The sequence below is a fragment of the Priestia abyssalis genome (genome assembly GCF_002019595.1).
Lineage (GTDB): Bacteria > Bacillota > Bacilli > Bacillales > Bacillaceae_H > Bacillus_BA > Bacillus_BA abyssalis.
This window is the reverse complement of sequence record NZ_KV917369.1, coordinates 2,645,779-2,670,126: the sequence shown is the minus strand read 5'-3', so window position 1 is coordinate 2,670,126 and position 24,348 is coordinate 2,645,779. Positions and strand designations below refer to the sequence as shown.

The window sequence follows — 24,348 nt, the reverse complement described above, 5'->3', positions numbered from 1 at the left end:
AGCGAGCGTCCTACTCTTAAGTCTGTTTTAATTTTTGACTCTTCTCTTTCTTTATCCATTTATTCACACCTCATTCACTGATAATTATTAAACATTACATAAGTATATTCCTTGTTCAATGAATGGAAGCTTGAGTTTAAGAATAGGGGGGCTGCGGCAATCTCTTTTTTGTATGTATATTATAAGACGATCCCAATAGGAATAATCTAATTGGGATCGTCCATTTCCATTTTATTGCACTAAATAATGAATCTATCGCGTATGAGAGTCCAGCTTACTAAAGGTTAGAATTGGTTTAGACTAAAGCGGATGGATTTTCCTGCGCCAGAGCTAATAAGCGCTCTTTCACTTGTTCTGTATCGACATGCTTTTGTGCAACACCAGTATCCATTGCAGCTTGAGCTACCGCTGCCGCGACGTGCGCCGCCACTCTGCGGTCGAATGGATGCGGAATTACATAATCAGCATGAAGGTCTTCATCCGAAATTAATTTGGCAATGGCATGGACAGCTGCCAGTTTCATTTCTTCATTAATTTCTTTTGCATGAACATCCAAAGCACCACGGAAAATGCCAGGGAATGCTAATACGTTATTGACCTGGTTCGGGAAATCAGAGCGTCCTGTTCCGACTACCAATGCGCCAGCTTCTTTTGCATCTTGGGGCATGATTTCCGGTACAGGATTGGCCATTGCGAAAATAATCGGCTCATCATTCATGGAGCGCACCATTTCTTTTGTGATGGCACCTGCAGCTGATACTCCAACAAACACATCGGCTCCCTTAAGCGCATCTGCCAATGTACCTTGTTTTTGTTCTTTATTGGTCATGCGAGCCATTTCCTCTTTAAATGGATTCATCCCGACAGGACGACCTTCATAGATGATGCCTTTTGTATCACATAAAATCACATCTTTTACACCCATGTGCAAAAGCAGCTTGATAATGGCCACACCGGCAGCACCGGCACCGTTTGCCACAACGCGAATATCTTCTATTTTTTTATCAACTAGTTTGAGAGCATTGAGTAATCCAGCAGCAGTTACAATAGCTGTACCGTGCTGATCATCATGGAAAATCGGAATGTTGCAAGCTTTTCGTAATCGATCTTCGATTTCAAAGCATTGCGGTGCTGCAATGTCTTCTAAGTTCACTCCGCCAAATGTAGGCTCCAGCAATTTAACGACTTCTACGATTTTGTCTGGATCGGTTGTATCCAAGCAAATTGGAAATGCATCGACATCCGCAAACGATTTGAATAATAAGGCTTTCCCTTCCATGACTGGCATGGCTGCTTTCGGACCGATATTTCCAAGACCGAGGACAGCTGTTCCATCGGAAACAACGGCCACCAGATTTCCTTTCATGGTGTACTCATATGCCTTATTTTCATCTTCATGAATTTCCAAGCATGGCTCCGCTACACCTGGAGAATAGGCAAGACTTAAATCATTTGCATTGCGTACGGGAACTTTTGAATGAACCCCAAGCTTTCCTCGATTTTCCTTGTGCATCTTTAATGCTTCTTCACGTAAAGTTGACATTTTCTGGCTCTCCTTTTGCGCAATAATTTAATAGATATTAGTTAAGAAGATTGCTAACAAAACATATTATGAACAATGGAAAACAAAATGAAAAGCCTTTCTACAAAAATTATCAAAATATTACAAAATCCAACCATTCTTAATAGAACCCCTGGCTATGTTTAAAAAATTGGGATTTGAATTATGATTATGATGAATTTAAAGGAGGAGGGCGCAAATAGAGTGAATGAAAAATGTAAGTGGACGAAAAACCCGTATGCTAATCGCAGAGAGAGGAATTGTCGGTAGAATTTTAATGATTCAGTTCAGAAGGTGAGATTATTTCGATTGCTAATGGTTCATATGACTATTTTGACATGGCGGGAGTCAGAAACATGTTTTGATTATTATGTAAAAGCAGCATATAAATCTTATAGCAGAGCAAGGTTAGCCAATTAAAAATCAGAAAATACGACGCTAGAATGTAAGATGTTTCAGGCAGCCACTCAGATTCATATTGTGAATGGCAATCACATGCATGGAGGAAATGATAAGAAATTAAAATTCATACCTAGATTGTTTGGAGCAGCCGCCTAATGAGTGATTTGAACGTGAATGACATTTTGCTTCAGTTTGTCTTTATGCTTGTATCAAAGCAACATTCATTCTTAATAATGCTTGCATTCATGTATTAAAGAGTGGGCTAATTTTTCACTATCTGTGTACCCATATAGCTTCCAGCCTTGGATAAGATGCTCTGTTACCTCGTTGATATCTTGACAAATTCTTTCTTCTGTTTGGCTATACATAACGTAATACATATACAGATCCCTCCAATTATTTTTCATATTAGAGCATTACTAAAAGATATAGGTAAATATTGTAAAAATTTTGTTAGCGCTTTCATTAATATTTCTAATCAATGATTTTCGTAATCAGAACTGGCAATTTCATCTGCTTTAATACTTAATACCCAGTACGCTTAAGGTTAAAACATAAAATAGTTCAAAAGATTCTATATATTTATATAGAATTTTACATCAGCTCATTATATAAGTGAAATGAATAAAAGTTATGAACTCCATAAACAAAGGGAATGAATAGATAATCATTCGAGAAGATGAAAAAGTTTTTAGAGTTGGATGCAGGAAGTGAAGGGAAAGAGTTTCAATTCAAATATTCAGCATGGGAGCAGGAAGATAGATTTACCATTTTCAAAAATGTAAAATAAAAGAAATATATATAGTTAGAGGGGGATTTTATCATGAAACCAATTGATTTAGGTTTCGGCATTTCCTTGATCGATGTATGTGATTTAGGAAAGGAAAACCGAACGGGTACATACGTCCTTCATGAAGAAGAGCTCACACTCATTGAAACTAGTGCAAGCCCATCTATTCCTTATTTATTAAAAGGGTTAGAAGATTTGGAGATTGTCCCGGCAGAGATCAAATATATTATTGTCACCCATATCCATCTTGATCATGCGGGCGGGGCAGGGTTATTGCTCGAAAAATGTCCAAATGCACAAATTATTGTCCATCCGAAAGGAAAGCGGCATCTCGCGGATCCATCGAGACTGATTCAAGGGGCTCGTGCCGTATACGGCGAGCAGTTCGACGAGCTGTTCTATCCAATTTTGCCAATACCAGAAGACAGGCTCATTATCAAAGAAGACGGCGAGAACCTTCAAATCGGCCCAAACCGTATCTTGACTTTCCTTGATACGCCAGGACACGCCAATCACCATTTTTCGATTTATGATCCATACAGTGATGGAATGTTCACTGGAGATACAGTAGGCGTCTATTATACTGAATTGCTTTCACAAGGTTTGGAGTTTTACCTGCCTTCCACTTCACCAAACCAATTCAATCCTCATGCGATGCTTGCAGCTGCTGATCGCATGGAAAACTTGAACATTGAGCGGATTTATTTTGGGCATTATGGCATGTCCGAACATCCTGGCCTTGTATACAAGCAACTGCGATATTGGCTTCCTCTGTTCGTCAAAAAGGGTGAGAGCATTATAGCAGAGCAAAACAATACGTCTTTTGAAGAAAAAACGGATGCTATCTCAACAGCTCTATTTGAGATGGTAAATGACTATTTGACAGAACAAAATGTGGTCCTCAGTCGAGACTTTACCGAGACCATTCAGCTGGATTTGACTGTTTGTGCCATGGGAATTGTCGATTATTTTGAGAAGAGAAAGTGAAAAATTGGATACATGCCAAAAAGCAAACCGAGTGATGCGGTTTGCTTTTTGGTGTTGATATATTTCGCGCCTTACTCGGCTTAGTAGATTTTGTTAGAACAAGCCTTTGGTAGAATGGAACAGTTGATAGTTATATGATCGTTGAATCAAACTGTCTGTTGCAAAAATAGTGATTGCAATGTGGTTTTAGGAGCGAGGTACGCATCAAAACGGTCTTTCTCCGCTTTTGATAGAAGAGTAAACGAGTCTATTTTATAAGTGGGAACATATCGTCTATATTTTTCATTCCATTCCATTCCATACTATACATCTTAATAATATATTTCTGGTTTCTTTGTTCAGATAAAACAAGAACCGCTGAACCCTCAGAAATCATGTTGATGAGAACTTTTTCAACTTTCATCCCTTTGAAACGTTTTAAATCAATAGCAACAGTTGTTTCGTTTATGTTTTGATTATTCATGATTTCCCTCCATAAATTTCAATCTATCTCCTCTTAACTCCCTATTAATTTACATTTTTTTAAAACTCCATTTACAATTTTACGATAGCTTCATAAAATCAAAACCCGAAAGTGAATCTTCTTTTCTACTTTTATGAGACTTTCAGAAAAATATTTATTTAAAATACTCTTTTAAGAAGGAGTCACCGGTTAGGGTGAGAATATTAAATAATCAAAGTTGGTATTTGGTATCCCATCGAAAGTGAAGTTTTTATCAAAGTTACCGACAACAGCACCTAGGCCGAAGCATAGATTACAAACGGATAACAGGAGGATCGATAAATTGAAGACAATTGAACAGCGTTTACAAGAATTGGATTTACAGTTACCTGAAGCAACAGCGCCTCTGTATCACTATGTTCCGGTAGTCATTCACAATGGAGTTGCTTATATTAGCGGTCAAGTTCCCAGAGTAGAGGGACATGTCCCCTATACAGGTAAAGTAGGAGCAGAGGTTTCGATTGAACAGGCTCGGGAATTGGCAGAAATGTGTGTACTAAAGGGGCTTAGCTCCTTAAAAACAACAATTGGCAGCCTCGATCGAATTGAACAAGTATTAAAAGTAACAGGATATGTTCAGTCTGCTCCCGGTTTTTCAGGGCAGCCGAATGTCCTCGATGCCGCTTCCGAGCTGCTGGAGCGGATTTTAGGCAAAAAAGGCATTCATGCGCGTGCGGCAGTAGGGGTGGCAGAGCTTCCCAGCAACACTCCTGTTGAAATTGAATTCGTTATTGCCATTAATGACTAAGTCAATACGGCCTAAAACGATATGAAAAGGATGCTGCGTGGCTTTTTCCTAAAAAGCGGGCAGCATCCTTTCTTTTATAGCTTTGAACTGCAAATATCATAAGATAAGGGCGTATGTCTCTTATTCTGAAAAGCATGCTATCCCCGGCATGCCGCGCAACAAATAGCGGCACAAGGTCGGAGCCGCTTCTCGAAGCCAGTCCTAATACGATTGTCATGATGACAGTCACTAAATAAGTTAACTTCATCCCCATTTGTCTCTCCTTTTTTAGAAGAATATCATGATATGATAAAAGGTATAAGGATATTTACAGTAATAGGAAATGCCTTCTGTCATGATTACATAACGAAAAGCATATTTCAACTCAAGAATTTGAAGGAGTGGGAATAGTGAAGAATCGGTACCTTTATGTGGCTGTCTTAATATTTTTTCTTTTAGGAGCATGCGGTCAACAGTCCTTCTACAAGCCTTCATCCATCAATGCCGACTTTCCGGTTCCTGAAGACGCCCGATTGCAGGATGGTGAAGCGAAAAATCCTAAAATCGAGAAATACGCTTCTTATAAGTGGACAAAATCGAACGAGATACAGAGCATTCCAGAAGCCTATCTTAACGAGATTGAGAGAAACGGCTGGAAAGAACGAAAGGAAGAACAAATGGGAGCTTTACGAGTATTTGAGAAAAATGGAAATATTCTGTGGCTGACCACCCATGACGATTTCTTTACGCTCTCTCAACTTAAAACGGAGTAAATGATGGAATGAAAGGGAGAGAGTCCTAAACGTTTTTCCATTGTCTCCCTCTTACAGATCCACTGAGGGACTAATTATTCCATAATACAGGAGAATCTGAAAAATTTAACAGAAACATATGTTCGTGATAAAGGTAATATAGTATACTCATGATAGATAACATATGACATTGAATAGAGTAAAACTGGGGGGAAGAAAATGGCAGTCGGTACACATCAGCTGTTTCAGCATCTTAACATGACATTCGTCCAGGAGGAATGGGCGATTCGTTATTTAAATTCGGGAGAGGAAGAACTATTAAACCGGATTGAGCGAACGACAATCCGTGAAAATAGAAGACGTGATTTTGCCTGGCAGTTCGTCCATGATTTTGAGAAAACATATAAAAAAAGTCCTGTATTTTTCCGGTTATTTTATCATCTGCTTGAGGAACAATTATTAAATGCTGTTCTCGTTCGCTTTACATATATCAGTTTTCCCGAAATGAGGGTTTATCTTGAAAAGAGCGGCCTTCCGCTGCAGGTTCTTACGACTCTCGCTTGTAAACAGCTGACGAAGCTTTCGCGTTCCGTAAATGAAGCGGATGTGTTCCTTCGAAAGCTGATTGATGAGGACCCATCGTATATTGAGAACCAAGTGCAAACACTGACAGGCGAACCGAAGCTGCTTTTGCTTTTATTGATGTTTGAGACAGACAATAAAAAATTTCAATCCTACCTTTCTTTATTGGAAGAAGAACTTCAAGAGAACGCGGCATATATTCTCCGTCTGAGCGGGATGGAAGAGAAAATCGAAGCAGCGAAAAAATACGTTCGCAATGAATCCGCGAGTGAGATAAGCATTGGATCGTCTTTGCCTGATGTAACGTGGATGCTTCTGTTTCGTGTATATCCTTACTCAGATACGGCTAGGCGATATATGGATTTGCTGGTCAAAGGTTCCGCCAAAACGTTCATGAAGTATGCCGCAGACCATGTAGAAGGGAATCTTGACCACTCCGACTATTTTGGAAGAGTATGGAGTTTGAATGAGCAGAAGTATGAATCGCTTCAACAATTATGTGAACAGTTCGGTGTCTCGGAAGAAAGACTTTTCGCCTACAGTCTGATGCAGCACGACCTTGACTATTTAGATTTTGATCAAACATATGAATATCAGCGTCTGTTCCGTATGGTCGAAGAGCAGCCGGAATTCGCGCAGCGTGTGCTGAACTATTTGAGTAAAAGCCACTATATTTTTGCAGCGGTTCTATTGATGAAAAAAGGGTATGAACTGAATCGGAATAAAATCCGCGAAGAATTTGTGACGCTTGCGCTTCGGTCTAAGCCGTCCCGTATCCATAAAGCATACCGTGACTATTTAGCGGGCCGTTCGTCATTTGAAGAGATGAAAAACTTGCTGCAAAGCCGACAATATAAGAACACAAGCTGGCCCATTCCCGTTCTGGAAATTGCTCTTCTTTGGGATATAGACGAGGCAGCAAGACGGGAAGCCGCGATTGGCCTTCAGTTCGGTGGCGAATATGACCATAGGCTGTATGAACTTTTATCGAGGTTTTCAGCCGGTGGGAGCCCATCTGAAAGGATGTTAGAAGATCTTCTGTCCTTCGGATTAACAGCGGAGGAACTCGTTTCTTATGCGGTTTCACAAGCTGTTCAAGCGTCTATGTACGGTCAAAGGGAAAATAACACGGAAGCGGCCATCGTCAATCTCTTAGTGAAAGAACGGGTCTCTGTCATGAAGGACTTTGCACAGTACAGCGCAGATGAACGAGTCTTCATTTTGGAGAAACTGACGGAGCATGATGCGGTCCAAACACGCGCGCTACTCATTCAAAGTCTTGGTGATTCTTCCAAAAAAGTACGGGCCGCTGCAGTCGAGTTACTTACAAAGGATCAAGGAGCCGCAGAAGATGTGGCAAAGCAGCTGAGCAGCAAAAAGAAGTCCGTAAGAGAACAAGCGATGCGGGTGCTCCTTTACTATAAATCAGAGACATACACAGAGCTCGTACGGGAAGCGTTGCAGGAAAAGAAAAACGCTTCGTTGGCGGAAGGATTTGCGTCACTCCTCGGCAATATAGAGATTGGCGGAGAAACAGGAAGTATAGAAGCCCTTTGTGCGCGTATTTTAACACCGCAAAAAAGAAGCGTACTTGTTCAATGGCTCGGATTCGAGCCGCAAATCCGTCTTCGAGATTCCAGCGCCTTTGCGGATGCAGTCATCCCGCTTGCTTATTTCCAGCAATATATGTCAGATTCAACCATTGAAAAAAAGGAAGCGGCAGAAGCAATAGCTTTGGTTCTCAACGAACAGGACTTGAGAGAGAACGTGCAAGCCCTCTATCAGCTTTGGATTTCCCAGGGAGCGGATACAAAGAAGCGAGGTATTTTGGCGTTATACGGCATTCATAGTGATGATGAAATGACGCTTCTGCTTAAAAAGCAGATTGACGAATGGGCACTTGGCACACGGGGTGCCATTGCCGCTTCAGCTGTTCAGGCCCTGGCGCTGTCTCCATCACACCTTGCGCTGATGGCCATCAGCTCCATGGCTTTTAAATATAAACATAAGCAAGTTCGCAATGCGGCAAAAGAAGCATTGCGTCTTGCGGCCAAAACGCGCGGACTCACAGAAGAAGCGCTCGAAGATCAGCTTATCCCGGACCTCGGTTTCAACAAACGCGGTGAAAAGACGATCGATTACGGCAGCAGAACTTTTATTGCTTATTTGACTCCATGTTTAAAAATTGAACTGAAAACGATGGAGGGTAAACAAATCAAATCCCTTCCAAAACCAAATGCGAAAGATGATGGAGAAAAAGCAGAACGTGCAAAAAACGAGCTGTCTGCGGTCAAGAAACAGCTGCGAAGCATGGTCACGATGCAGACACAGCGATTGGAAATGGCTCTTTCACTCCACCGCTATTGGTCGCAGGCGACATGGACATCCCTGTTCGTCGAAAACCCGATCATGCAGCAGTTTGCCATCTCGCTCATTTGGGGAGAGTACAAGGAAGGAAAGCTGCTGGCAACGTTCCGCTACATGGAAGACGGCACATTTAATACAATAGAGGAAGAAGAGCACGAACTTACACCGAACACCGTCATAGGTTTAGTCCATCCGCTCGAGTTATCCGAAGAAGAACGGGAATCATGGAAGCAGCAGTTGGAAGATTATGAGGTGGTTCAGCCATTCGCGCAAATTGCCCGCCATGTATTCCAGGTAGAGGAAAATGAAACAGTGGCGGTAGAAAGGTTTGGCGGCATTCAGATCAACGGCCGTTCCTTGCTGGGCAAGATGACGAAATACGGATGGAGCCGGGGGTCCGTTCAAGACGGGGGCTTTTACGATACGTTCTATAAAGAAGACACTCGTACAGGACTTGGAGCAGAGCTTTCATTTGAAGGGGCGCCGGTCGGGTATGAGGAAGATGACGTATGCTTATTTGACATTCAATTTTACAAAGCTGGTACGGTAAAACGAGGTTCATACGAATACGATGAAATTGACGATGCAAGACGAATCGCTCCAAAACAGGTGCCTGAACGATTTTTCAGCGAAATTTTGTATGACGTAAGCCGGGCGTCCGAACCGAACCTTGGGTTTGATGAAAACTGGCGCAGCAAGCGATGAGAAAGGAATTGGGATATGCAGTCGATTAAACCATTGATGGAAGATTTATATGAAGGGGAGCTTAACGCCCTGGAAGCGAACGATTCGTTTCCCAAACCTCCAAACTGGCGATTATCGCCGCGAGCCGTCCGGGCATTTATCCTCGGGCAAGATGAGCCACTCCCTTGGCAAGGAAAAGAAGTAATCATCAGCCGTAAATTTTACGGAGATGATCCGCTTGTGGAACGAGCTATTGTCACATTGGCAGGAAACCGTGGACTCTTGTTGATTGGAGAGCCGGGGACGGCAAAAACGATGCTGAGTGAGCTGCTTTCTGCCGCCATTTGCAGGAACAGCCGCAACACGGTCCAAGGAACAGCCGCGACGACAGAAGATACGATTAAGTATTCCTGGAACTATGCGCTTCTTTTGGCAAAAGGACCCGTCAGAGAGGCTCTTGTACCCGGCCCGCTTTTTGTCGGCATGGAACAAGGCATTTTCACTCGGTTCGAGGAGCTGACGCGCTGCCCGCAGGAAGTGCAGGATTCTTTAATCAGTGTCCTAAGCGATAAGGTACTGAACATTCCGGAGTTTGGTGAGCAAGGAATTCTTCCAGCCCGACCTGGATTCAATATCATTGCCACCGCCAACACGCGCGACCGCGGGGTTAATGAAATGAGCAGTGCGTTAAAGCGCCGTTTTAATTTTGAAACGGTACAGCCAATCAAAGATGTAAAACTCGAAGCTGAAATCATCGAGTCGCAGGTCACTCGATTGCTGCAAGCTTCCGGCGTGACACCAGAAGTAGACAGAACAATCGTCGAACTGCTGGCTACCGCTTTTCATGAACTTCGGGAAGGAGCGACGGCAGAGGGAAAACGGATTGATCAGCCTTCTTCCGTTATGAGTACCGCAGAAGCAGTATCAGTATATTATCAAAGTGCCATGGATGCTTATTATTACGGGAACGGGTATGTAAAAATGGACGCACTTGTCCGGTACTTGACAGGAACGATTGCGAAAGAGAACAGAGATGATTTAGAAAAGCTGCGCAGTTACTTCAGAAGCATCGTCAAACAACGAAGCCAAACAGGAGGGGCTGCATGGCAGGCATTTTTCGAAGCGCGCAAACAGCTGAAGTAGAATCGTTGTTCCAAAAGGCTTACGATTTAAGCCGCAACATTGTGTATGTTCCCATTCGGCACCACAGTCCCGCATGCTCCTTTCATGTAAAGAAGACGATTGAACACTACAAACCAGATATCATTCTGATTGAGGGCCCGGCTGACTGCACTCCTTTTATCCCGCACATTGTAAGTGAGGACAGTCAGGCGCCTATTTGCCTCTATTGCAGCTATGACGATAAAAGCGATGTACTTGGGAAAGGAGGCAACGGAAAATACCGTGCGTATTATCCATTTCTCGACTATTCACCGGAATTGGTTGCGCTGCGAGAGGGAGCCGCCCGCTGCATACCTGCTGTGTTCATTGATCTTCCTTATAAAGACTACTTGTTTGTCACGAGAAAGACAGAACAGGTAGATCAGAGTGAGCAATACTTTCGGTACAGCCAATATGTGCGGATGCTTTCTGAACGAACAGGCTGCCGAAGCTTTCACGAATTTTGGGAGAAATATTTTGAACTGCAAGGCTTCCAGATGACAAGCGAGGAGTTTATTCGACAGCTTTTTGATTATTGCTATTACACACGCACGGACTATACAAAGGAGATGCTGGAGGAGGATGGGTGTACAGCGAGAGAAATGCATATGGCAAAGGAAATTGAAAAAGCGAGCAAAAAGTACAGAAGAGTGCTTGTGATTACAGGAGGCTTTCATGTGAAGGGGCTTCTTGAATTGGGAGAAGAAAAGAAAACACATTCTAAGGGCCCGTTATCTACGGCACATGCGAAAACCTATCTCATGCCCTACTCTTTTTCAGAAAGCGATCCGGCGAGCGGCTATGAGAGTGGAATACCGGCACCGGCTTTTTATCAATACATATGGGAGAACCGCAGCGGCATGGCAGCCGAACAATTTATGCTAAAAGTCGCCAGGCAGCTGAAAAAAGAAGGTATCTCCATGGCCGATGAGATTGAAGCGGCCAGAATGATCCGGGAACTTGCACGACTTCGAGGGAAAATGCAGCCGGGACTGTATGAGCTGACGGATGCGGTGCGCAACACATTTGTAAAAGGAGAGCTGTCACCTTCAGATAAATCGTTGACACAGCTGCACATAAGCCTTCAAGGAACGAAACGGGGCAAGCTTCCAGCAGAAGCGGATGTCCCGCCGCTCGTCCACGATTTTCGCGCGCTTGCTCGGTCTTTTCGCCTTCCTGTCCGCTCTACGGTCCCCCATGAAACGACTTTGGATATTTATAAGAAAGAACGGCATCAGCGATTAAGCCAATTCTTCCACCAGCTTGCTTTTTTAGAAATCCCGTTTTGTGAAAAGCTGCGCGGACCTAATCTCGTACGAAAGCAAAACATTCATCTAATGAGAGAGGCATGGAGATATCGTTTCTCGGCTCAAGTGGAAAGTGCGCTCATTGATTTATCTGTATATGGAGGAACGCTGGAAGAAGCCGTGCAGGAGCTGCTGCTGACCAAGCTGCATAAAGCGAAAGGCCATGCCGGAGAAATCGCTCTATCATTGGCAGAAGCCTATTGGAGCGGGGTAGTTTCCGATTATGCGATCTATGCCACTTTAGTGGATGAGGCGATTGGGGAGGATGGAGACTTCGTGTCGATGACGAACTGTGCATACTATTTGTCACAGATGGAGAAAGCCGCTCATCAGTCGGAGTATGCCCGGCATAAGGCACTTTCCTTGTTCTCTGTGTTGGATGGTGGAGAGCCGAATGTCATCATAGAAAAACTTATCCACTTGTACACTTTACAGCCTGCAGATGGGCATTTCATTGATGTACTGGAGCTTTACTTACAAAAAGAGAAACGGGACAGCCAGGTGGAAGGGGCGGTGTTAGGACTTCTGATTTCCGCTGAAAAGAGGAACATTGACGATATCATTCGAGCGGCAGAAGGATATTTTTACGGAAGCGGCGAAATGCAAAAGCAAGTTCCGTTATTCTTGACCGGATTATTTAGCGCCGCCAAAGATATCTTTCTTTACAACGAGTCGCTGCTGAACGGACTGTCTCATGTGCTGCAAGAGCTTGATGAAGAGACATTCCTGCAGATATTGCCGTATATGCGGCTTTTATTCAGTCAATTCACCCCGCTTGAGGTGGACAGAATGGCAAGACAGATTGCCCAAATGTATCACACAACCGAAAAAGCGATAAAAGAAGAAGCCGTTGCGGAAGAGGTGCTCACATATGCAATTCAACTGGATAGGAGAGCACAAGAGATTTTGGCGAGACGAGGATTGGAAAATGGACAGTAACATTTCATTAAATCGATGGCGCCTCATACTTGGAAAATATGCGGATGATCAAATAACGTTCGAGAAAGAAGACGCCGCATATCGGAAGATGGACGAGGTGTTGGAATTTTTATACGAACGGGAACGGGGAGAAGAGCGCGGCGGATCACTGGACCCTTCCCAATTGACAGTGCCTTCTTGGATTTCCAAAGTACGTGAGTTGTTTCCGAAAGAAACGATTGAACTCATGGAAAAACATGCGCTTGAAAAGTACGAGCTGACCGCTTTGCTGAAGGATAAACAAACACTTGAAAAGATGGAACCGAATATGAATTTGCTAAAGTGCATTTTACAGTTTAAAGGCCATATAAAGCCGGAGGTGCTGGCTACGGCCAAACGCATCGTTGCAACCGTAGCCGAGGAACTGCGTCACACGTTAGAACAAGAAATAAAACCGTTTTTAAATGGAAAGCCGGACCGCAATCGTTCCAGCCAGGTCCGCGTGATGCGCAATTTCGACTTTAAGAAAACGATTCATAAAAACATGAAGCATTTTGACAAAGAAGCCAACGTCCTTCGTATTGAGAAGCCTTATTTTTATGGGGCAACAAGATATGTCAATCCGTGGAGGGTCATTCTTGCAGTGGACGAGAGCGGAAGCATGCTGGATTCTGTCGTTCACAGTGCGGTTATGGCGGGTATTTTCGCGAGTTTGCCAACACTTAAGACAGATTTATTTATCTTTGATACATCGGTTGTCGATTTGACGGATCGCATCGATGATCCGGTTGAAACGCTTATGAGTGTACAGCTTGGAGGCGGAACCTATATCGCTCAGGCACTTCGCTATGCAGCGGACAAGACGGAAGCACCGCACCAAACCATTGTCATTCTTATCACGGATTTATACGAGGGAGGAAGTTATGCGGAAATGTACAAGGAGGCGCTAAACATTATCGAGTCGGGGGCAAAACTTATTGTGCTCACGTCTCTTGACCCAGAGGCACAGCCTTTTTATGATAAACAAGCTGCCCAAAAAATGGCGATGCTTGGCGCACATGTTGCAGCGCTGACACCGGGGAGGTTGGCGCAATGGATCGCATCCATCATTTCCTAGCAATTCTTCCTTCTATTGACGAAACCTATTTCGCGGCGATGTCGAACAAAGGCACATACAAGAGAGCGGTAAAAGATTTAATGGCGGCGCCAAACGTCCAGATCAATTTAGACGAGAGCGTGGCACGAATGCAACTTGCGGATGGAACGGTTGTCACATTTACAGGGGATATTCGCCGTTACTCCTGTACATGCGGCGCCCGCACCGTTTGCAAGCATGTCATCATGGCACTGTTAGCCGCTAAGGAGACGCTTGAAGGTGAAACACAAACGATCAAGCCTGACTTTTCCCTCTTATTGAATCTAGATGTGAGCAGTATCGTTTCAGAAAAAGTGTGGGGGGAAATCCTTTTTCGACAGCAATTCCAACTTAACCCCATTTTTGAAGAAGGGGCAGTCTTGATTGTTTCGTTTCCTGAAGAGAATACGACAGTCCGGTTTTTGGCAGCTAAATCGCCAGCGGATGCAATCTGTACGTGCAAAGCGAACGCAATATGCCGCCACAAAGCGGAAGCGGTCTATGTATACCAAAAGGAGAAAGGGATGTTGCACGAAATAGAAGAAAAACCGCCTCTCATAATTGCACCGAAAAAGCTGGCGTCTTTTAAAGAGGTGATTGAACGAATGGTTCACCTTGGATTATCCCGGATGACGGAAAGTACAGTACATGAATTGGAACAACTTTCTGTACAAGCAAAATCTTTGAGGTTGGCAAAATTAGAGAATTTATTCCGTAAGCTGGCGACGGACATTGCACTTTATAGGAAAAAGCATGCGTCTTTTCAATCGGCGTCCTACCGTCAAACCTTATCGGCTCTTTATGAACAGCTTTTGTTGCTGGAGCGACATCGTCTGCAAGAAAGAGCCTACCGTTCCGACTATTATGAAGTTCCGCCGCTTAAGTTGCATGGCTTCGGGGCATCCGGTTGGCAAACGAAGTCCGGTTATGTTGGTGTAACCTATTATTTTTATCATCAGGAGCAGGAGAAGTGGATCACGTATTCACAATCGCGCCCCCTGTTTTATGAAGGGAGCCAAACGACGCCTGAAATGCTTCATGAGAATCAGGCACCATGGGGAGCTATCGGGGACGGTTTCGAATTGTCCCGCTCTATCCTTCGCTTGAAGGATGCGAAACTAAATGTTGATTTTCAATTATCCTCGAGTTCTCACACAATAGGGCAAATAGAAGGGAAAACAAATGTAGGAAATTGGCCTTCTCTTTTTCTCAATTCGTGGATGGACTTGCTGGAAAAAATAAAGCAACATGAGACAGTGGCAAGCAAACAGGCTATATTTTGTATAGAGGCGGCGGAAACAGGAGAATGGTTTCTTCATGAACAGCAACAAAAATGGATTCTCCCGCTCATCGATAAATCCGGTAAAACGCTTCACCTTCAGTTGATGAAACGACCTGGAAACGAGCACATGGTCAGCCGTGTCAAAATGTATATGAATTCTCCAGGAGTAAAGCGTCTCCTCGTTCATCCTTATCAGGAGGGCGGAAAACTGGTTGTTACACCAATTGTATTATATACAGAAACTGGAGAAATATTGAACATTACCCTTAATGAAGGGGGAAGCATCTATGATCGAAATTCTGCGCGTTATTGATGAATTAGAAGAGGTTCTAGATGAGCTGTTGAGCTCCGGAGCAGGCGCTTTACCTCCGTCCTTCTTTCTGGAGATGAAGAGAGAATGCGAACGTTACGGCCTTTCTTATGCTGTCACACAGCTGCTTATCATGGAGGAAGAACGTAATAAAGCGCGTTTTTTACATAATGAAGAAAAGGGCAGATTGACAGAGGCATTTTGCAAGCTGCAGCAATATATTCAGATTGTCCGGATTGAAATGCTTCACTTATAGAAAAAACTAAAGGAGACAAAAAAATTGGACCAATTAAATCAACTAGAGATGTTATTTGAAGCGAGCCGTAACGAAGAACAAGCGATTCCGATGAAAAAGTATATGAAAGACCATTTCCCTTTTCTGGGCATCAAATCTCCGGTAAGAAGAGAAATACTAAATAAGTTCCTCGAAGAGAGTGAGCTGTTAAAACAGCCTTTTCAACCCGACTTTGTTTTGGCATTATGGGAAAAAAACGAGCGGGAGTATCAGTATGCTGCTCTGGACTATATCGAAAAATCTTTAAAGAAACTCGGGAAAGAACATCTCCCGCTTATGGAAACGTTAACTACAACAAAGTCATGGTGGGACACAGTCGACTTGTTAGCCTCAAAGTCTGTCGGGAAAATTGCAAAGGATTACCCTGAAGTGATTCTAGAAACAATAGAAGGATGGGCGTACGGAGACGAATTATGGCTCCAAAGGTCGGCCATCCTTTTTCAACTAAAATATAAAAAGGAAACAGAGGAAGCACGTTTGTATCGATATATAAAACAAAACGCCGACAGCAAGGAGTTTTTCATTCAAAAGGCGATAGGGTGGGCTTTAAGAGAATACTCGAAGACCAATCCAGCTTCGGTCAAACGGTTTATAGAAGAAAACGACCTGCCGAAACTAAGCATTCGTGAAGGAAGCAAATATTTGAACTGAAGAAACGTCGGGATTCAACATTATTCTTTGCCCATGCTGACTAATACAAGCTATATACTTATCTTAATAGGGTCCGATCGTAAAACAAATTAAAAATGTCGATTCCTTATCTTACAGGGGAATGACTTTTTTAGGTGGAAAATCTTCTCCAAAAGATAAAGAGGAAATTATTTCTGATTAACATCGAGTGAAAACGTTTGTTCTTTTATCATTTTTGTGTAAGAAAAAAATATTAGGAGGGCTTTAAAATGAGTAAAGTTATTAGATTTGAATTTCAAGTTCCAAATCCTGAAGAAGCTATCGAATTTTATTCAAGTAGTTTTGGTTGGAAATTTGAAAAAATGCCTGGTCCACAAGATTATTGGTTTATTATTACAGGTGAAAGCGATAAACCCGGTATCGATGGGGGATTAATGAAATCTCCTGATGGGGCTACCAGAACTACTAATTCTATTGAGGTACCTTCAGTCGACGAGTACATAAAAAAAGTTACTGAAAATGGCGGACAAGTAGTGATACCTAAAACTGCTGTTCCCAATATGGGTTACTTTGCCTATTGTTTAGATAATCAAGGACTTCTATTTGGAGTGTCTGAAGTTAATACAGAAGCATAAACAGCTAGAGGTTTTTATTCTGTTCAAATTCTCAACGATGTTTTTCAACTACCATATAAGAACGTAATTGTCTGACATTTTCTGTGGTGAAGCATGGCTTCATGATTGGTTAACGGATAGCTAAGCTTTAGATATTGTGGTAAAGTATTTTACATCAAAAATTAAACAACTTTATTTTAACCTCGTCTTAAAAAATTAGAACGGGGTTCTCTGTGTTGCAGTTTTAAAATAAAATGACTTTCTTGTTACTTTACATCAGGAAGATGAATCAAAAGAGTAAAGCAATTTTGTTGATTCATCCTTACAAAAAGAAAGGGTTCGTTGATGGTTACTTTCCGATAACAAAAATTTCTATATTCGCAGATGTTGATTTCTACGAAGTTATCGGGTAAGATAGTTTCTGTAGCCGGCAAAACAACCTTTATTGAAATTGCTGGTGCAGTTCAATAAAGAAAGCAGCGGACTTGTAATCAAAAGTCCAATGTTTAAGTTCTTTACGGATCATCATTTAAAACATGCCGGTGTGGCGGAATTGGCAGACGCGCACGACTCAAAATCGTGTTCCGTTAGGAGTGTCGGTTCGACCCCGACCACCGGTACCATCAAAGGAACGAAGACTAAGAACGGCAACGTCCTGTTGCAACGTCTTCATTTGTACATCCATGTACTTCAAGCGAAGGCGACTGTTCAATCTTGAGAGGCGTTGGAGCTTCTGACCGGGAAACCGTTCTTTGGTTTCATGGGCAGAAGGGAAACGACCGAAAGATTAGGAGCCGTAGCTAGACAATCACTGAAAAATGCGCCCGTAGCTCAATTGGATAGAGCGTCTGACTACGGATCAGAAGGTTATGGGTTCGACTCCTGTCGGGCGCGCTTGAAATGATTAATCACATATCCTGCGGTATACGTTATTCCTATTTGTTTTGAACCGTACTGTTTGATCGGGATTCTTATATTTGTGGACAGATGCCATGCCTCCCCATAAGCGAAGATCGCAGGAACGTCGACATGTGGAAACCCGCCTGCGAGATCGCGGGTTCACAAAACAGATTGGAAGGACGGCATAAGTGGGAGTTATGTTCTTAAACATGATGATACATACCGTGCTAGATGGGGAGATGGCGGTGCCCTGTAACCCGCAATCCGCCTTAGCGGGGTTGAATTCCCATCCGCGGTACGATTCATGTAAGGTCTGACTTGTGCAAGTAGTGTTGACAATCGGGTCCTGCGCAACAGAAACCCATGAACCTGGTCAGGTCCGGAAGGAAGCAGCCATAAGTGGATTCTTCTGTGTGCCGCAGACAAGCCTGATCGAGCTAACTGCACAAGTAACGCTTAGGTGGTCGTATCAACGATGGGTGCACGGTGTTTTTACTCTATAAAATACCATATACGGCGGCGTAGCTCAGCTGGCTAGAGCGTACGGTTCATACCCGTGAGGTCGTGGGTTCGATTCCCTCCGCCGCTACTTTAAATGATTCCATATAGAGAGCTGTCCGAGTGGCCGAAGGAGCACGATTGGAAATCGTGTAGGCGGTTAACGCTGCCTCAAGGGTTCAAATCCCTTGCTCTCCGCCATTACTGCGGGTGTAGTTTAATGGTAAAACCTCAGCCTTCCAAGCTGATGTCGTGGGTTCGATTCCCATCACCCGCTCCAAAAGAAATGCGAAGGCGACTGTTCATCTTCGAAAGACGTTAGCGCTTCGGGCCGGGAAACCGTTCTTTGGTTTCATGGATAGAAGTGAAACGACCGAGAAGATAGGAGCCGCAGCTAGACAACTAAGGAACGAAGACTAAGAACCGCAATATTCTCAATTAAATACATTCATACAGAGAAGTACCCAAGTGGCTCAAGGGGCTCCCCTGCTAAGGGAGTAGGTCGGGTAACCGGCTTGATGGTTCGAATCTCTTCTTCTCTGCCACGGCCCGTTGGTCAAGCGGTTAAGACACCGCCCTTTCACGGCGGTAACACGGGTTCGAATCCCGTACGGGTCATCCAATGAAAAAACACCAGCTGAATGTTTCGGACGGTGTTTTTTTGCGTTTTGTCAACAACTGAAGCTGATTCATTGTATTAAAAGGATGGTCATGTATAATGGTGAAGGATGGGAATAGATGAGAACTTTGGAGTTGACTAATATGAAACAACAAAAGAACGGTAATCGATTTTTAATAAATAAATATTGGGTCATCATCATCGCTGTATTTTGTTCCATTTTATGGGGGAGTGCTTTTCCTGTTTTAAAGGTTAGCTACAGCGAGCTTAGCATGTCAGAAAACGATTTGACCGCAAAAATTGTCTTTGCGGGGATACGTTTTATGATGGCATCTCTACTACTGCTTTCAATCATGTTCTTCGTTGATCGAAAGGCGCTGAAATTGAATTGGCGGCAATTGCCTGCCATTTTTAGTTTAGGACTATTGTCAACGAGCTTGCAGTACTTCTTTTTTTATAACGGACTCGCTCATACATCGGGAATGAAAGCAGCCATTTTAAGCTCAAGCGGCGCGTTTTTCGTGGTGTTCCTGGCACATTTCGTTTATTCCGATGACCGATTAGATTGGCGCAAAATCTTTGGTTTGATGACAGGATTCGGAGGAATTATAATTGCGAACTGGGGTCAGGATTCCTCACTAAGTTTCTCTTTCTTCGGAGAAGGATTTATGCTGCTTGCCGGCTTAGCCGGGGCATTTGGAACGTTTTTATCCAAACGTCTGTCTGCTCATATTCATCCATTTGCCTTAACTGGCTGGCAAATGTTCACCGGCTCGCTTTTCATGCTCATCATCGGGACACCATTTCTTGAAAAAAATGCGATGACGTTTACCCCAAAAGCTTGGGTATTACTCATTTATGCTGCATTTTTATCAGCAGCGGCATTCGCATTGTGGACTTCATTGCTCAAGTACAATAAGGCAGGAGAGGTTTCTCTTTACAAATTTGTCGTGCCAGTAGCCGGTACTTTCTTATCTGCCCTATTCATTCCCGGCGAACATTTAACGATCCATACTTTTAGTGCGCTTATCCTTGTTGCCGCAGGTATAGCCGTCGTTAATCAGAAAGGGCAGGGAGGCTCCTTCCTCTTTAAAAAAAAGAGGCATGCTTATGGGCAAGTATATAAATAATGTTACCTTCATGATGCTTGGACTGCAACCGTCACCGTGAAAGAAAACAAATATGAACTATATATGTTAACGGATATTTACCCGTCCTATTTAGTCGATAAAGAGGAGTATGAATCACTTCTTAAAGAGGTACGTCAATTAGCTGATGCTTTGCTTAAAAAACAAAAAAAGAAGCTATGCAAAATTCATTTCCATTGCAAAGGCATATCCGGCTTTATTGGGGAAAGTCCGCTGCCGACCTTTCTGAATTTAAGCGGGTTATCGTTAATCGATCCAGAATTTTTTGAAGAAATTGCTTTATAGAAATGGTCATGTTGAGACAATGGCATCTAAATAAAAAAACATCGGTCGACTTTATCGATCGGTGTTTTTTATTTTTTAACGAACTCTTCCATGTTATGCTAAAGGGGAATTTAGGGGGATAGGATGAGCAAAAAACAAAAGTTTCTTCTTAGAAGTTCTTTATTATTAAATGGGCTATTCATTATTTTGTTCGTTATTGGATACTTAAAAATGAATGTAGTGCACGAAGAACTGTTTTATTCTGAAGTACAGCAAAAGCTGGTTGAGCTAGATGGATTAATCGAACATCAGAAAAAAAATGATTGGTCTGAGCCAAATTTAGTGACAACTCAGCTAAGCGAAGTTTTAAACGGAATTCATGTTGCGACAAACAGCGGCAATTTGCTTAGCTTATTAATGTTGATAAGGTGACAGTAAATAACAAAAAAAGATTGTATTTCAAATGAAATCACTCCAATTATAGAGTAATTTTTTTATGAGATTTATTGGTATTTTATGTTAATGTTAGAAATAACCTACAACAATCATTTAAAAAAGGGGGAACGTTTTGTGAAAGTAAAAATATTTTTTACAGCATTTTTGTTGTGTCTATTTGTTATAAGCGGCTGCGGATCATCAAAGGTTCAAGAAGTTCCAAATACAGATAAATTCAGTTTGCCAAAAGATATTCCGAGCTTTGTAACGGAGAAAGATTTTGAAAAGATAGATTGGGATAGGACGGCTATCCAATTTGACACAGGCGAAAGAAACGATATATTCGGCAATAAAAATAAGCTTGGGATAATAGGACCAGAATTAAAGCCTAAAGAAGTAGAAAAGTGGTTGTGGCATTTTTGGGGGATTGATCAAGGTGAATTTACAGTCGTAGGTTATAACGAGGATACTTCAAAGATAAGTCCCGTTTTAAGCGATGGAGCTTGGTCAAGAAATGGTATCGGAGGCGGTAAAGTGAACAAAGCAGATGCGAGTATGCCTTCAAATGTTGTCTTGTACGAAGCAGGGAAGTGGGCGCTCTTAGTTTATATTGATGGTAAGCTATTTGATATATTAGTGATGGATATTAAGAGTGAATAAAGGAAACTCTCTCTTGTAGAAAGAACATCTTCCACTTCACACATAATTTTTTATTTGATCTGGAATGATAACGACAAAAAGGAGACGGCTAATGGAGAATAAACATGTTGTTCAAACATTAAATGAATTTTTAAAAGGGCAATATATGGGCATTCACGCTTATGAACACCACATCAAAAAGCTAAACGACCCCATCATAAAAGAAACGTTTCAAGCGATTCAACAAGATCATAAGCAGCATGCCTCACAAGTAGCCGAACGAATTCAAAATCTTGGCGGAACTCCTGTTGATGATGAAGGAGTAGTCGGTTCTGTTCAAGGCTTTATCGGCAAATTCATGATACCGGATGATACGGAGGGTTTAATAGAGAGTGCTTTAAAAGGAGAGAGCTATTACGGAATTGAAGTCTCTGAAGAAATTGTTAAGGGTGATTTAGATCCTGAAAGTAAACAGTTAATTGAGGAAATATTGGATAAAGATAGGGAGCACGTGACAACATTAAGACGTTTCCTTCAATAGTTTGCCATTATTAAAAGTCCCCGTTATCAAAATCAAGCAGCATCATGATTTCGTGACGGGGACTTCGTTCGTCCAGTTATCGAGATTGTAAAACGGGCTGTTTAGGCAATGTACTCAGCCAAAATCGCTTCAATGTCAAAAGGGGTCATCCCTTTATCCAATGAGAAAATAGTGTCCGCTTCATCCATGTTTTCAACCAGTTCACCCCGTGCTTCCATGTGCAGGCGGAATAGGTCATATAAGTTCGGCTTCACTAAAGTCGTCATTGATTTGCCGACTAGCACCATGCCTGTTTGGTTGGCCTCGATTGTATTGTCATATTCAAGATCTCTTGTAAGGGACAAGTCTGTCCAAATGACTTTTCGCTCTTGCAAATCTACAATGGCAGGGATGCACATTTGTGTGTCTGCCGTGATGTCCATTTTATTTTGCACAGTAGAAGCCTCAAAGATTTCACCTGAACGAGGGTGCTGACGAACCATCCAGCCGAAAAAGCATTCTGGTAAATCTTTATACGGCTGATGTGTGTAGGAATGCAGCGACATGATTACATAACGTCCGCCATTTTTCGATACAGCCTCGGTATCAAGATCAATAAATTCAGCCGCTCCGTTCGGCGCAGACGTAATGTCGCCGCTATGGTATGCCTTAAATTTTCTTGAGCGCATGTTCGTGAAGGAAATATGTTCTTTATAGTGCCAATTTTCATCGTATATGACAGCAGATAAATCAATATCGACACGGTCTGTATGCTCGCCGTTCACATATCCTTCCTTCCACCATAAAAAGAAACGGAGGACATCTCCTTCCGGCAAATCTACTTTGCTGCCTCTCACTAATGTGCGGAGCGCTTTACTTGCGGAACGTTGAGAGAAGGGGACGATATACTGTTTTAATTGTTCGGCCAAAAATACTTTTCCTAAGCCGGGAAGTTTCGCAAAACGAGTTTTTAACGCCTCTTCGCACATACTGACAACGGCTAAGCAACTATGTTCCGAAATAAGCGGGAGTGTATGTTCAATGCCGACCGCTTTGGCGACGTTTCCTTTAGGGAAAAAGGTTCGAAGCTCGCTGTGGTCATGCCGGTGTTTGAAGTGCGCCATCACTTGAAGCAGGACAGGGGTGGAAACCGTCCCCATTACACTTTGAAAGCCTTCGAGAATACTGGACACCTCATGTTCCTCAGTACCGCATAAGCGAAGCAAATGATCCAAGCGGCGGGCAAATTCTCCCGGCCGAGTCATTAAAAGCGTTTTCGCCGTCAGCACATCACGGTTCAGCAGGGCGGCTTCTACTTTTCCATTAAACGTTTCAAATGCAAGATTGTTGCGAATAATGTTAAATGCATGGTTCGCTTTTGGAAAACGGGTTTCATACTCCGCCGGGTGAAGAATTTCACCTAAGCGAATCCAGCGGTTTCTATAGCGAAGCATATCTTCGGTAATGTTTTCGCAGTTCTCCAATAATCCTAACAGAAAGCGTCTTTCTGCTCGTTTAAACTTTTTGAAGCGGGTCGAGGATGCCAAGCTTACATCTCCCTCAGACAAAGCAACCGCCAAACGCAGCACATCTGTCGCCGTTTTAAAATATGGAGAAACGGTATGTGCTGATGCTTTTTTATATTTTAACAGCGTGCCGACGACAAAAGACATATTTTCCTTATGAGGAATCGCATTAGGCAAGAAAAGGGATACATCTTCTATATTGGCAATCGCCCATTCTATATCTTCCTTGTCAATGAAGGAAATAGAGCTGTTTGCCCGAATCATATTAGAAATCATTTGATGGAAGTCTTCTTCACTGCCTAATTCAATGACCTTCAGATCAACGTTATCCAAAAGGGGAAAACGCTCTTTCGCTTCTGTTTCAGGTAAAAGCAGTGTTACATAATGAATGCTGGCATTTATATATAACTCGGCAGTACTCATATCCATCACTTGCTCCGGAAAGTTTGGATACATCGGAGAATATTGAACATGTGCTCCAATCATTTTTTTCAGCTCTGTTACAAGCTCTTTATAAAATGATGTGAAGGCCTCAACGGAGAGTGTTTGAACTTGTTCCATCAGTAAGGGCGAAAACGTAAAGCCTAAGCTTTCGATATTTTTCAAAGCAGTCGCTATATAAACATTGGGCAATTTACTTTCCCCATTTGTGACAAGTACTTTTAACTTTCTTCTTATGTAAATGGAATTTTTCATGAGAACGCCAGACAACAAACCCTCGTAAAGCAGAAGGGACATTGCCTGACTTCCTCCTTTCAATAGGAAATGAATGATTTATGTCCATGAAAAAAAA

The 24,348-nt window shown here is 42.7% G+C and carries 20 protein-coding genes, 6 tRNA genes and 1 other RNA gene; 23 read left to right on the top strand and 4 right to left on the bottom strand.

Going from position 1 to position 24,348, the window contains the following annotated elements:
- Positions 1-295 precede the first annotated feature (295 nt).
- Positions 296-1,543, bottom strand: coding sequence for an NADP-dependent malic enzyme (locus tag BK575_RS12630; protein ID WP_078410685.1), 1,248 nt, complete (start codon positions 1,541-1,543; stop codon positions 296-298).
- A gap of 1,240 nt (positions 1,544-2,783) precedes the next feature.
- On the opposite strand from BK575_RS12630, the gene BK575_RS12625 reads away from it, so the two are divergent.
- A complete protein-coding gene (locus tag BK575_RS12625; protein ID WP_078410684.1) occupies positions 2,784-3,740 on the top strand; it encodes an MBL fold metallo-hydrolase in 957 nt (318 codons plus the stop codon).
- Positions 3,741-3,987: 247 nt separating this feature from the next.
- Here BK575_RS12625 and BK575_RS12620 read toward each other — a convergent pair whose 3' ends face one another.
- Entirely contained in the window at positions 3,988-4,203 is a 216-nt protein-coding gene (locus tag BK575_RS12620; RefSeq protein ID WP_078410683.1) for a hypothetical protein, read from the bottom strand.
- A gap of 322 nt (positions 4,204-4,525) precedes the next feature.
- On the opposite strand from BK575_RS12620, the gene BK575_RS12615 reads away from it, so the two are divergent.
- Positions 4,526-4,990, top strand: a complete 465-nt coding sequence (locus BK575_RS12615; protein ID WP_078410682.1) for a RidA family protein — start codon at positions 4,526-4,528, stop codon at positions 4,988-4,990.
- Position 4,991: 1 nt separating this feature from the next.
- On the opposite strand, the gene BK575_RS12610 is transcribed toward BK575_RS12615, so the two are convergent.
- Positions 4,992-5,243, bottom strand: coding sequence for a hypothetical protein (locus BK575_RS12610; protein ID WP_078410681.1), 252 nt, complete (start codon positions 5,241-5,243; stop codon positions 4,992-4,994).
- Between the two features lie 136 nt (positions 5,244-5,379).
- On the opposite strand from BK575_RS12610, the gene BK575_RS12605 reads away from it, so the two are divergent.
- The 21 genes from BK575_RS12605 (at position 5,380) to BK575_RS12495 (ending at position 22,050) form a co-directional block, all read left to right on the top strand.
- Positions 5,380-5,742 carry a hypothetical protein gene (locus BK575_RS12605; RefSeq protein WP_078410680.1) on the top strand — a complete coding sequence of 121 codons (363 nt, stop codon included), beginning with the start codon at positions 5,380-5,382 and terminating at the stop codon, positions 5,740-5,742.
- A gap of 198 nt (positions 5,743-5,940) precedes the next feature.
- Entirely contained in the window at positions 5,941-9,375 is a 3,435-nt protein-coding gene (locus BK575_RS12600) for a DUF4132 domain-containing protein (RefSeq protein ID WP_078410679.1), read from the top strand.
- 15 nt (positions 9,376-9,390) lie between these two features.
- Complete coding sequence (locus BK575_RS12595) at positions 9,391-10,497, top strand: ATP-binding protein (protein WP_078410678.1); 1,107 nt, start codon at positions 9,391-9,393, stop codon at positions 10,495-10,497.
- On the top strand, positions 10,458-12,761 hold the full coding sequence (locus BK575_RS12590) for a DUF5682 family protein (protein ID WP_078410677.1): 2,304 nt from the start codon (positions 10,458-10,460) through the stop codon (positions 12,759-12,761). The genes BK575_RS12595 and BK575_RS12590 overlap by 40 nt, the downstream gene beginning before the upstream one ends.
- Positions 12,751-13,857 (top strand): VWA domain-containing protein, encoded by a 1,107-nt coding sequence (locus BK575_RS12585; RefSeq protein ID WP_078410676.1) that lies wholly within the window; start codon positions 12,751-12,753, stop codon positions 13,855-13,857. Before BK575_RS12590 ends, BK575_RS12585 begins: the two co-directional genes overlap by 11 nt.
- On the top strand, positions 13,833-15,470 hold the full coding sequence (locus tag BK575_RS12580; RefSeq protein ID WP_078410675.1) for an SWIM zinc finger family protein: 1,638 nt from the start codon (positions 13,833-13,835) through the stop codon (positions 15,468-15,470). The genes BK575_RS12585 and BK575_RS12580 overlap by 25 nt, the downstream gene beginning before the upstream one ends.
- The gene (locus BK575_RS12575) at positions 15,445-15,723 is read left to right on the top strand and encodes a hypothetical protein (RefSeq protein WP_078410674.1); all 279 of its coding nucleotides are present in this window, start codon (positions 15,445-15,447) and stop codon (positions 15,721-15,723) included. The genes BK575_RS12580 and BK575_RS12575 overlap by 26 nt, the downstream gene beginning before the upstream one ends.
- Positions 15,724-15,771: 48 nt before the next feature.
- The gene (locus BK575_RS12570) at positions 15,772-16,413 is read left to right on the top strand and encodes a DNA alkylation repair protein (RefSeq protein ID WP_078414768.1); all 642 of its coding nucleotides are present in this window, start codon (positions 15,772-15,774) and stop codon (positions 16,411-16,413) included.
- Between the two features lie 248 nt (positions 16,414-16,661).
- Positions 16,662-17,027, top strand: a complete 366-nt coding sequence (locus tag BK575_RS12565; RefSeq protein ID WP_078410673.1) for a VOC family protein — start codon at positions 16,662-16,664, stop codon at positions 17,025-17,027.
- Between the two features lie 517 nt (positions 17,028-17,544).
- Positions 17,545-17,629, top strand: a tRNA-Leu gene (locus BK575_RS12560).
- Positions 17,630-17,826: 197 nt separating this feature from the next.
- A tRNA-Arg gene (locus tag BK575_RS12555) sits at positions 17,827-17,900 on the top strand.
- 228 nt (positions 17,901-18,128) lie between these two features.
- Positions 18,129-18,393: signal recognition particle sRNA large type (ffs, locus tag BK575_RS12545), an RNA gene on the top strand.
- A 28-nt stretch (positions 18,394-18,421) separates the two neighbouring features.
- Positions 18,422-18,495 (top strand) — tRNA-Met (locus tag BK575_RS12540).
- 115 nt (positions 18,496-18,610) lie between these two features.
- Positions 18,611-18,684: transfer RNA gene (locus tag BK575_RS12530), tRNA-Gly, on the top strand.
- Between the two features lie 174 nt (positions 18,685-18,858).
- Positions 18,859-18,949 (top strand) — tRNA-Ser (locus tag BK575_RS12525).
- Between the two features lies 1 nt (position 18,950).
- Positions 18,951-19,022: transfer RNA gene (locus BK575_RS12520), tRNA-Glu, on the top strand.
- 144 nt (positions 19,023-19,166) lie between these two features.
- Entirely contained in the window at positions 19,167-20,153 is a 987-nt protein-coding gene (locus BK575_RS12515; protein ID WP_078410672.1) for a DMT family transporter, read from the top strand.
- A 36-nt stretch (positions 20,154-20,189) separates the two neighbouring features.
- Positions 20,190-20,456 carry a hypothetical protein gene (locus BK575_RS12510; RefSeq protein ID WP_139368026.1) on the top strand — a complete coding sequence of 89 codons (267 nt, stop codon included), beginning with the start codon at positions 20,190-20,192 and terminating at the stop codon, positions 20,454-20,456.
- A gap of 123 nt (positions 20,457-20,579) precedes the next feature.
- Complete coding sequence (locus tag BK575_RS12505) at positions 20,580-20,867, top strand: hypothetical protein (protein WP_078410670.1); 288 nt, start codon at positions 20,580-20,582, stop codon at positions 20,865-20,867.
- A gap of 138 nt (positions 20,868-21,005) precedes the next feature.
- Positions 21,006-21,530: a hypothetical protein gene (locus BK575_RS12500; RefSeq protein ID WP_139368025.1), complete on the top strand. Its 525-nt coding sequence runs from the start codon at positions 21,006-21,008 to the stop codon at positions 21,528-21,530.
- Between the two features lie 91 nt (positions 21,531-21,621).
- Positions 21,622-22,050 carry a ferritin-like domain-containing protein gene (locus BK575_RS12495; RefSeq protein WP_078410669.1) on the top strand — a complete coding sequence of 143 codons (429 nt, stop codon included), beginning with the start codon at positions 21,622-21,624 and terminating at the stop codon, positions 22,048-22,050.
- A 101-nt stretch (positions 22,051-22,151) separates the two neighbouring features.
- Here the strand turns inward: BK575_RS12495 and BK575_RS12490 are convergent, their stop codons facing one another.
- Complete coding sequence (locus BK575_RS12490) at positions 22,152-24,251, bottom strand: TerD family protein (protein WP_078414766.1); 2,100 nt, start codon at positions 24,249-24,251, stop codon at positions 22,152-22,154.
- Positions 24,252-24,348 lie beyond the last annotated feature (97 nt).

Bases quoted from the DNA above. Each gene is read 5' to 3' on its own strand.
- BK575_RS12610 (WP_078410681.1), bottom strand. From the start codon at position 5,243: ATGGGGATGAAGTTAACTTATTTAGTGACTGTCATCATGACAATCGTA.
- BK575_RS12575 (WP_078410674.1), top strand. From the start codon at position 15,445: ATGATCGAAATTCTGCGCGTTATTGATGAATTAGAAGAGGTTCTAGAT.
- BK575_RS12590 (WP_078410677.1), top strand. From the start codon at position 10,458: ATGGCAGGCATTTTTCGAAGCGCGCAAACAGCTGAAGTAGAATCGTTG.
- BK575_RS12505 (WP_078410670.1), top strand. From the start codon at position 20,580: ATGAGCAAAAAACAAAAGTTTCTTCTTAGAAGTTCTTTATTATTAAAT.
- BK575_RS12585 (WP_078410676.1), top strand. From the start codon at position 12,751: ATGGACAGTAACATTTCATTAAATCGATGGCGCCTCATACTTGGAAAA.
- BK575_RS12595 (WP_078410678.1), top strand. From the start codon at position 9,391: ATGCAGTCGATTAAACCATTGATGGAAGATTTATATGAAGGGGAGCTT.
- BK575_RS12580 (WP_078410675.1), top strand. From the start codon at position 13,833: ATGGATCGCATCCATCATTTCCTAGCAATTCTTCCTTCTATTGACGAA.
- BK575_RS12495 (WP_078410669.1), top strand. From the start codon at position 21,622: ATGGAGAATAAACATGTTGTTCAAACATTAAATGAATTTTTAAAAGGG.
- BK575_RS12565 (WP_078410673.1), top strand. From the start codon at position 16,662: ATGAGTAAAGTTATTAGATTTGAATTTCAAGTTCCAAATCCTGAAGAA.
- BK575_RS12620 (WP_078410683.1), bottom strand. From the start codon at position 4,203: ATGAATAATCAAAACATAAACGAAACAACTGTTGCTATTGATTTAAAA.
- BK575_RS12600 (WP_078410679.1), top strand. From the start codon at position 5,941: ATGGCAGTCGGTACACATCAGCTGTTTCAGCATCTTAACATGACATTC.
- BK575_RS12490 (WP_078414766.1), bottom strand. From the start codon at position 24,251: ATGAAAAATTCCATTTACATAAGAAGAAAGTTAAAAGTACTTGTCACA.
- BK575_RS12515 (WP_078410672.1), top strand. From the start codon at position 19,167: ATGAAACAACAAAAGAACGGTAATCGATTTTTAATAAATAAATATTGG.
- BK575_RS12630 (WP_078410685.1), bottom strand. From the start codon at position 1,543: ATGTCAACTTTACGTGAAGAAGCATTAAAGATGCACAAGGAAAATCGA.
- BK575_RS12570 (WP_078414768.1), top strand. From the start codon at position 15,772: ATGTTATTTGAAGCGAGCCGTAACGAAGAACAAGCGATTCCGATGAAA.